Below are 6,795 nucleotides of genomic sequence, written 5' to 3' on the forward strand. Positions count from 1 at the left end.
GGACAAGGCGACACGCCCGCACCGGCACGGATAGCAAGTGGGGGAGCATCAGGCTCCCCCTCTTTTATTGCGCTTGCTACCCTGATGGCGCCCCCACCAGGCCACCACAGCAAGATATAGCAAACGCAAAAAGGGTGGCCTCGGCCACCCTTGGGTTTATAACAGCAGGCGCTGTTACTGGTTCGCCTCGGCGAACTGCTTCATCGCTTCGGCGTGCTTGGTCATGCCGGTGGCACGCTCGTTGAGGTTCTTGATGAACTCAGCCTTCTTGGCTGGATCTTCAATGCGGTCATAACGTTGCTGCAGGTTGGCCTGGATCTGCTCCGGGGTCATATTCTGCAGACGTGCCATCTTGTCGTGGCGGCCACCGTGGTGTTTGCCACCTTGCATACCACTGCCATCCATCGGGCAGTCCATCATGGCACCGGGCTGACCGGTGGGGGCGGCTTCACTGGCGGCATAGGCGCCCAGCGGCAGGCCAAGGATCAGGGTGGCGGTCAGCAGGGTTTTGGTCAGCTTTTTCATGGTCTATCTCCGGTAGGGATGATTCTGGTTCGGCGCTCTTGCCTTGCCCTCAAGTAAACACCCGTCAAGTGTCTGAACTTTGCCAGCATCGCCCTTTTTTGTAGCAGAGTGTGGCATCGTGCGGATCTGGCACACTTTGACACAAACCGCAGGGCGGATTTTCGTATACTCGTGCCAACGTCAAGCAGGAGCCCTTCCCATGAATCAAGGCAACACCCACATTCTGGTGGTCGACGACCACAGCGAGATCCGCGATCTCTTGAAGCGCTTTCTGGAACAGCACGGCCTGCGGGTCAGCTGCGCCCGGGATGGCAAAGAGATGAAGCGACTGCTAGAGGAGCGGGAGTTCGATCTGCTGGTGCTGGATCTGATGATGCCGGGTGAAGATGGCCTGACCCTCTGCCGCGAGCTGCGGGTCAAATCGAGCCTGCCCATCATCATGCTGACCGCCATGGGAGAAGAGACCGACCGCATCATAGGGCTGGAGATGGGGGCCGACGACTATCTGGCCAAGCCCTTCAACCCGCGCGAACTGCTGGCGCGCATCAAGGCAGTAATGCGCCGCACCCAGGCCGAGACCCAGCCCGCCGCCGAGACCCTGACCCGGGATCTGCGTTTCGATCGCTGGCTGCTCGACATCAATCGCCGGGAGCTGGTCGATGAGGATGGGGTGGGCCTCAGCCTCTCCACCGCCGAATTCGATCTGCTCAAGGTGTTTCTCGAGCGCCCGCAGCGGGTGCTGAGTCGGGATCAACTGCTGGATCTGGCCCGTGGCCGCGAGGCGGTGGCCTTCGATCGCGCCATCGATACCCTGGTGAGCCGACTGCGCCGCAAGCTGGAGCGGGATCCCAAGAACCCCGAGCTGATCAAGACCATCTGGGGTGGTGGCTATATGTTCTCCGCCGACGTGACGCAGGTTTAAGCAGTGGGCGCCTTGCGAAGACTGTGGGCACGGATGTGGCCCAAGGGACTGACCGGCCAGATCATTCTGGTGGCGCTGGCTGGGTTGATCCTGATCCAGCTGCTCAGCATCCAGATCTACCGCTCGGATCGGGAGGAAGCGCTCGGCTTCGTCAACAGCCGCAACGCCATGCAGCGGATCATCTCGGTGGTGCGGTTGCTCTCCCTCTCCCCTCCCTCTCTTTATGACGAGATCCTCAAGGCGAGTCGCAACGAGACCCTGCTGCTGCGCCTCTCCGATGAGCCGCTGCAACCGGATAACCGCAGCCCACGCTTCGAGCAGTTGGTGCGCTCGCGCCTCAACTATCCTCCCGGCCTTACTGTCGAGATCAGCGCCGAGTTGAAAGAGAACTCCCAGCGCAGCAAAGCGTGGGAGCACCACGCCCGCATGATGCGGGATCGCAAGGGGCCGCCCCCGCCGCGGGATATGCGGCTCTATGGCTCCATCGAACTGCCGCAGGGGGGCTGGCTGCAATTCAGCTCGCTGGTAGACAAAGAGGCAGGCAGCTGGTCGTGGCAGACCACCCTCAACCTGATGCTGGTCGCCAGTCTGGTGATCGGGCTGATGGTGCTGCTGTTTCGCCGTGCCACCCGCCCGCTCAAGCAACTGGCGGGCAATGCCGAGCGGCTGGGTCGCGGTGAGGATATCGAACCCTTGAAAGAGGAGGGACCAACCGAGATCCGCGAGTCTATTCAGGCCTTCAACCGGATGCACACCCGGCTCGACCGTTTCGTGCAGGACAGAACCCGGATGCTGGCGGCCATTTCCCACGATCTGCGCACCCCCATCACCAGCCTGCGGCTGCGCACCGAGTTTCTGGCTGATGGCGAGGACAAGGAGCGTATCCAGCAGACCCTGCAACAGATGGAGCAGATGCTGGCGGCAACCCTCAGCTTTGCCCGCGAGGAGGGGCAACAGGAGGCCACTCGCGAGCTGGATCTGGTCAGCCTGCTGGTCAGCCTGTGCGATGACTATGCCGATACCGGCCAGCCGGTCACCTGTCTGGCGGAGGGCAAAGAGGTCTACGCCTGCCGGGCCAACACCCTGCGCCGGGTGTTGCAGAACCTGATCGGCAACGCCATCAAATATGCCGGCAGTGCCGAGGTATCGCTGGAGCGAACCCGGGAGGCACTATTGATTCGAGTCTGTGACCACGGCCCCGGGATAGACCCGGCGCGGCTGGAGGATGTATTCAAACCCTTTGTGCGCCTCGACGAGGCGCGCAACACCGAGTCGGGTAGCGTGGGGTTGGGGCTCTCTATCGCCCGCACTCTGGTTCATCAACACGGTGGCGAACTGGTTCTGCTCAATCGGCCACAAGGGGGAGTAGAGGCGAGGCTCAGCCTGCCGTTGTAAGCAGTCACTCTAACTGCCAGCCTCCTTATGACGCCGTTTTCATCATGCAAACTTCATCATGTGAGCGCTTGTTCTTCGATGAGAAAGGCGGTGATAATCGGTGACCACGGGACGGTATACGGCAACGGATTGGAGCAAGGATGGCCTCTTCCAGGACAGGAGTCATAGTCGGCATCGGATGGGGGCTCCTGCTGCTCGCCCTTGTCCTGCCTGCCTGGGCCAAAGCCCCGGAAGAGCCGATCATCATTACCAACTCCAAAGCCTGGCAGCCCTTCTCCTATATCAATGAGTCGGGCCAGCCGGATGGCCTGCTGATCGACCTGTGGCGTGAATATGCCCGAGTAACCGGTCAGAAGATCGAGTTCCGGCTGGTCGACTGGCAGCAATCTCTCGATCAGCTCAATGAGGGTCAGGCGGATGTTCATGCCGGACTGCTCTGGTCCCCGGAGCGGGACAAGCTGTTCAACTATGGTCAGTCCCTCGCCCAACTCGACTCCCAGCTCTTCTTCTCGAGCGAGCTGCGCGGCACCGATGTGCACTACACCCTGCGCCATGAAACGGTCGGGGTGGTGGCCGGTGGCTACGAGGAGTATTACGCCAAGCGCTACTTCCCTAGCACCAGACTACAGACCTTCGATGACAATGACGCCATGCTGGCCGCGGTTTTCAAGGGGGAGCTGAAGGCCTTTATCGCCGATCTGCAGGTCGCCAATTTCTATCTCTATACCTCGGAAGATCCCACCCGCTTTATTCCGGTTCGCCACCTCTATACCGACCAGCTCCGCTTTGCGGTGAAAAAGGGTGACCTTGCCCTGTTAAGTAAGCTGGAAGAGGGGTTTGCCAAGATCAAAGAGAGCGATCGGGAGCGGATCATCCGAAAATGGATGCATGTCGAGACCATCTACCCCATCCACCTCGGCCCCTGGCTGCTGCTGGCAGGAGTGCTGATAACGGTGGCCTACATAGTGCAACTGCGCCGCGCGGTCGCCAGCCGCACCGCCGAGCTGAGCCGGGCCAACGCCAGACTGGAGAAATTGGCCAGTACCGATCCCCTGACCGGTCTGCTCAACCGACGGGCATTCATGCCCGCCATGGAACAACTGCTGGCAAGCGGCACGCCCTGTGCCCTGCTGCTGTTCGATGTGGATCACTTCAAGGAGACCAACGACCGCTTTGGTCATGGCATCGGGGATCTATTGCTGGAAAAGCTGGCCACCACGGTGACCAACCTGTTGCCCGAAGGCGCTCTGCTGGCCCGCATCGGCGGCGAAGAGTTTTGCCTGCTGCTGCCGCTGACCACACTGGCAGAGACAGAGCAGTGGGCCGAGCGCATTTGCCTGGAGAGCAACCGGCAAACTCTGCACACCAGCGGCGGGGAGGTGACGCTCTCCATCAGCACCGGAGCTGTCTGGGTAGCAGCAAACAGAGAGGCTGATGCCGACCAGCTACTACGGCAGGCTGACGCCCTCATGTATCAGGCCAAGGGACTGGGGCGCAATACCTGGCAAGCCGCCCCCTATCAGGCGTAGCCCCCTGACGGAGGCGCAATAAAAACGGCCGCCATCGGAAGATGGCGGCCGTATGACAGGTTCCCTATCAGAAGTTGTAGGTCACGCCTAGGTTGTAGCGGCGACCATCCAGCACAGTGCCATAGCTGCTGTAATCCACACTCTTGTCGAACAGGTTGTAGACCCCGGCGGTCAGATCCAGATGCTTGTTGGCCTTGTAGACCAGGCCCATGTCAAAGAAGGTATAGGAAGGGGTCCCCTCCGCCATCTTGACCCGGCTCAGGTACTCGGAGGTCTCGCCACGGAAGTTGACCCGTGACCAGAGGCTGAGATCCTCGGTGGTCTGCCAGTCTACGCTGCCGTTGAACATGTGGCGGGGCATCTGGTTGAGGGCATACCCTGCCAGCGGGCCGCTCTTCTGTTCGGACTGGGTAAAGGTGTAGCTGGAGCTGACCGACCAATCCTCGTTGATGGCCCAATCCATCATCCCCTCGACCCCGCGCATGTTCGCCTTGTCGACGTTGACCCGGTCACTGATGAAGTCATAGCTGTGACCATTGAGGGTACAGGCGGGATCGCTCTTGCTGGTGCAACGACGCACTTCGGAGATCTTGTTCTTGAAGTCGGTGTTGAACAGGGTAACCCCGGCGTTGAAGCCCTGATGACCGTTCCACAGCAGACCAATCTCTTCACTCACGCTGGTCTCGGGTTTGAGGTCCGGGTTGCCGACCAGCATGCCATCCAGGCTGCCACCACCGGTGACCTGACCCCAGTTGGCCGCCGACATCCGCAAGTCAGGGGAGCGGTAACCGGTCGAGACGCCCCCTTTCAACGTCCAGCTCTGGTCCAGATGCCAGACGCCGTAGAGGCGCGGGCTCCAGTGAGAGCCGTAGTTCTGGTCCCGATCCATGCGGGCGCCACCGGTCAGAGCAAAGCTGTCAGTGAGTGACCACTCATCCTCGACAAACATCGCCCAGCTCCAGCGGGTCAGCTGCTCGGCAGGGTTGGCCACTTTCAGGGTATTGCCCTGATCGTGCAGATCCTCATAACGATACTGACCACCGACACTCAGATAGTGATCGCCCAGAATGAACTGAGTGTGGGTATCGGCGATGGTGTTGGTGAGCTCCATCTTGCGGCCGGGGTTGGTGTTGGTCTCCTGCTGCAGATAGCTGCTGGACGAGCCGAAATCATACTGACCATCATGGGTCAGCGCATAGTTGGTGCGCTCGTAGCGGTTAAGGCTATCTTTCGCCTTGGCATCCAGTGAATTGCCAGCCGTACGATCCCGATCCTGCAGGCTGCGACTGGCCTCCAGATCGAAGCGGTTATGGTCGTCAGGCTTGAAGCTAAGCACCGCCGTGCCACTGCGAGTCTCCTGCTCGGCAAAGCCCTGGGTAAATTTGTCTTCCCCACGATGCGCCAGCTGACCATTGAAACGCAGCCCCAACACGCCATCGATCAGTGAACCTGCGGTATAGGCATCGGTCTGGAAGCTGTTGCCGGCATCCTTGTTCTCCTGAAAGGTCGAGTCAGCATGAACCGACCCCTGCCAGGCCAGACCTGTAGTCTTGCGGGTAATCACGTTAATCACGCCACCCATGGCATCGGAACCATAACGAGATGACATGGGGCCACGGACGACCTCAATCCGCTCGATCGCCTGCAATGGCGGCAGCCACCCCTGTTCGATACCCGGGCCATCGCTATTGGGGCGAGTACCGCGGCTATCCACCTTCTTGCCATCAACCAGCATCAGGGTGTATTTCGAGCCCATACCGCGAATGCTGATATCACTGCTGCTGCCACCACCCGTCACCACGACACCGGGTACATCCTTCAGGGCATCAGTCACATCCCGATATGCCCGCTTCTCCAGCTGTTCACGGGTAATCACGGAGATGGAGGCGGCAGAATCTTCGATCTTCTGCTGGAAGCCGGATGCGGTGACGACCATCACCTCTTGTTCGGCAGCATAGGCTTGGGACGCAAGAAGGGAGCAGATCAGCAAGGCAAGCTTGTTCGGTTTCACTGTTGTCATGTTTTGGCCTGAACGTTTTTAGTCGGAAAGTGGCGTATTCCCTTACTTCACTCATTACAACGCTCTGGCATCCGGCCAGGCGCAGCATTAGCAAAGGCTCATTTGAAAAGCACTTTATTAATCAGCCCGCATTGTAACGACCTCACCCAGATCATTCAAACAATAATCATTATCATTTGTGACTTTAAGCATTGTCCTGCAGAACAGACCTCCATACCTCATAGAGATCGGTGTTAAATTAACAAATAGATAAATATCATATAGTTACAAAGATTGGGGTTTATGGCAGATCCGGAGAACATAGAGGAGGAAAAATAGAGAAAACGGCAGAAGAAGAGGGAATGAAAGATCAATTATTAGGCGATTTACTGATTTTCAGCCAATAAAAAAGGCTCTGTCCCAAT

The 6,795-nt window shown here is 59.0% G+C and carries 5 protein-coding genes; 3 read left to right on the top strand and 2 right to left on the bottom strand.

Annotated elements, in window-relative coordinates; all coding sequences use genetic code 11:
* Nucleotides 1-174 precede the first annotated feature (174 nt).
* Nucleotides 175-525 (bottom strand): hypothetical protein, encoded by a 351-nt coding sequence (locus BN1135_RS06855; RefSeq protein WP_042019873.1) that lies wholly within the window; start codon nucleotides 523-525, stop codon nucleotides 175-177.
* Between the two features lie 199 nt (nucleotides 526-724).
* On the opposite strand from BN1135_RS06855, the gene BN1135_RS06860 reads away from it, so the two are divergent.
* The 3 genes from BN1135_RS06860 to BN1135_RS06870 all read left to right on the top strand — a co-directional run bounded on the left by BN1135_RS06860 (nucleotide 725) and on the right by BN1135_RS06870 (nucleotide 4,371).
* Nucleotides 725-1,447, top strand: coding sequence for a response regulator (locus BN1135_RS06860; RefSeq protein ID WP_042019874.1), 723 nt, complete (start codon nucleotides 725-727; stop codon nucleotides 1,445-1,447).
* Between the two features lie 33 nt (nucleotides 1,448-1,480).
* Nucleotides 1,481-2,842, top strand: coding sequence for an ATP-binding protein (locus BN1135_RS06865; protein WP_042019875.1), 1,362 nt, complete (start codon nucleotides 1,481-1,483; stop codon nucleotides 2,840-2,842).
* Nucleotides 2,843-2,982: 140 nt separating this feature from the next.
* Entirely contained in the window at nucleotides 2,983-4,371 is a 1,389-nt protein-coding gene (locus tag BN1135_RS06870; protein WP_042019876.1) for a transporter substrate-binding domain-containing diguanylate cyclase, read from the top strand.
* A gap of 67 nt (nucleotides 4,372-4,438) precedes the next feature.
* Here BN1135_RS06870 and BN1135_RS06875 read toward each other — a convergent pair whose 3' ends face one another.
* Nucleotides 4,439-6,391: a ligand-gated channel protein gene (locus tag BN1135_RS06875; protein WP_042019878.1), complete on the bottom strand. Its 1,953-nt coding sequence runs from the start codon at nucleotides 6,389-6,391 to the stop codon at nucleotides 4,439-4,441.
* Nucleotides 6,392-6,795: the final 404 nt, after the last annotated feature.

The sequence above is a fragment of the Aeromonas sobria genome, assembly GCF_000820145.1.
GTDB classification, from domain to species: domain Bacteria; phylum Pseudomonadota; class Gammaproteobacteria; order Enterobacterales; family Aeromonadaceae; genus Aeromonas; species Aeromonas sobria.

Coding starts and splice junctions, on each gene's coding strand:
- BN1135_RS06865 (WP_042019875.1), top strand. CDS start 1,481: ATGTGGCCCAAGGGACTGACCGGCCAGATCATTCTGGTGGCGCTGGCT.
- BN1135_RS06870 (WP_042019876.1), top strand. CDS start 2,983: ATGGCCTCTTCCAGGACAGGAGTCATAGTCGGCATCGGATGGGGGCTC.
- BN1135_RS06860 (WP_042019874.1), top strand. CDS start 725: ATGAATCAAGGCAACACCCACATTCTGGTGGTCGACGACCACAGCGAG.
- BN1135_RS06855 (WP_042019873.1), bottom strand. CDS start 525: ATGAAAAAGCTGACCAAAACCCTGCTGACCGCCACCCTGATCCTTGGC.
- BN1135_RS06875 (WP_042019878.1), bottom strand. CDS start 6,391: ATGACAACAGTGAAACCGAACAAGCTTGCCTTGCTGATCTGCTCCCTT.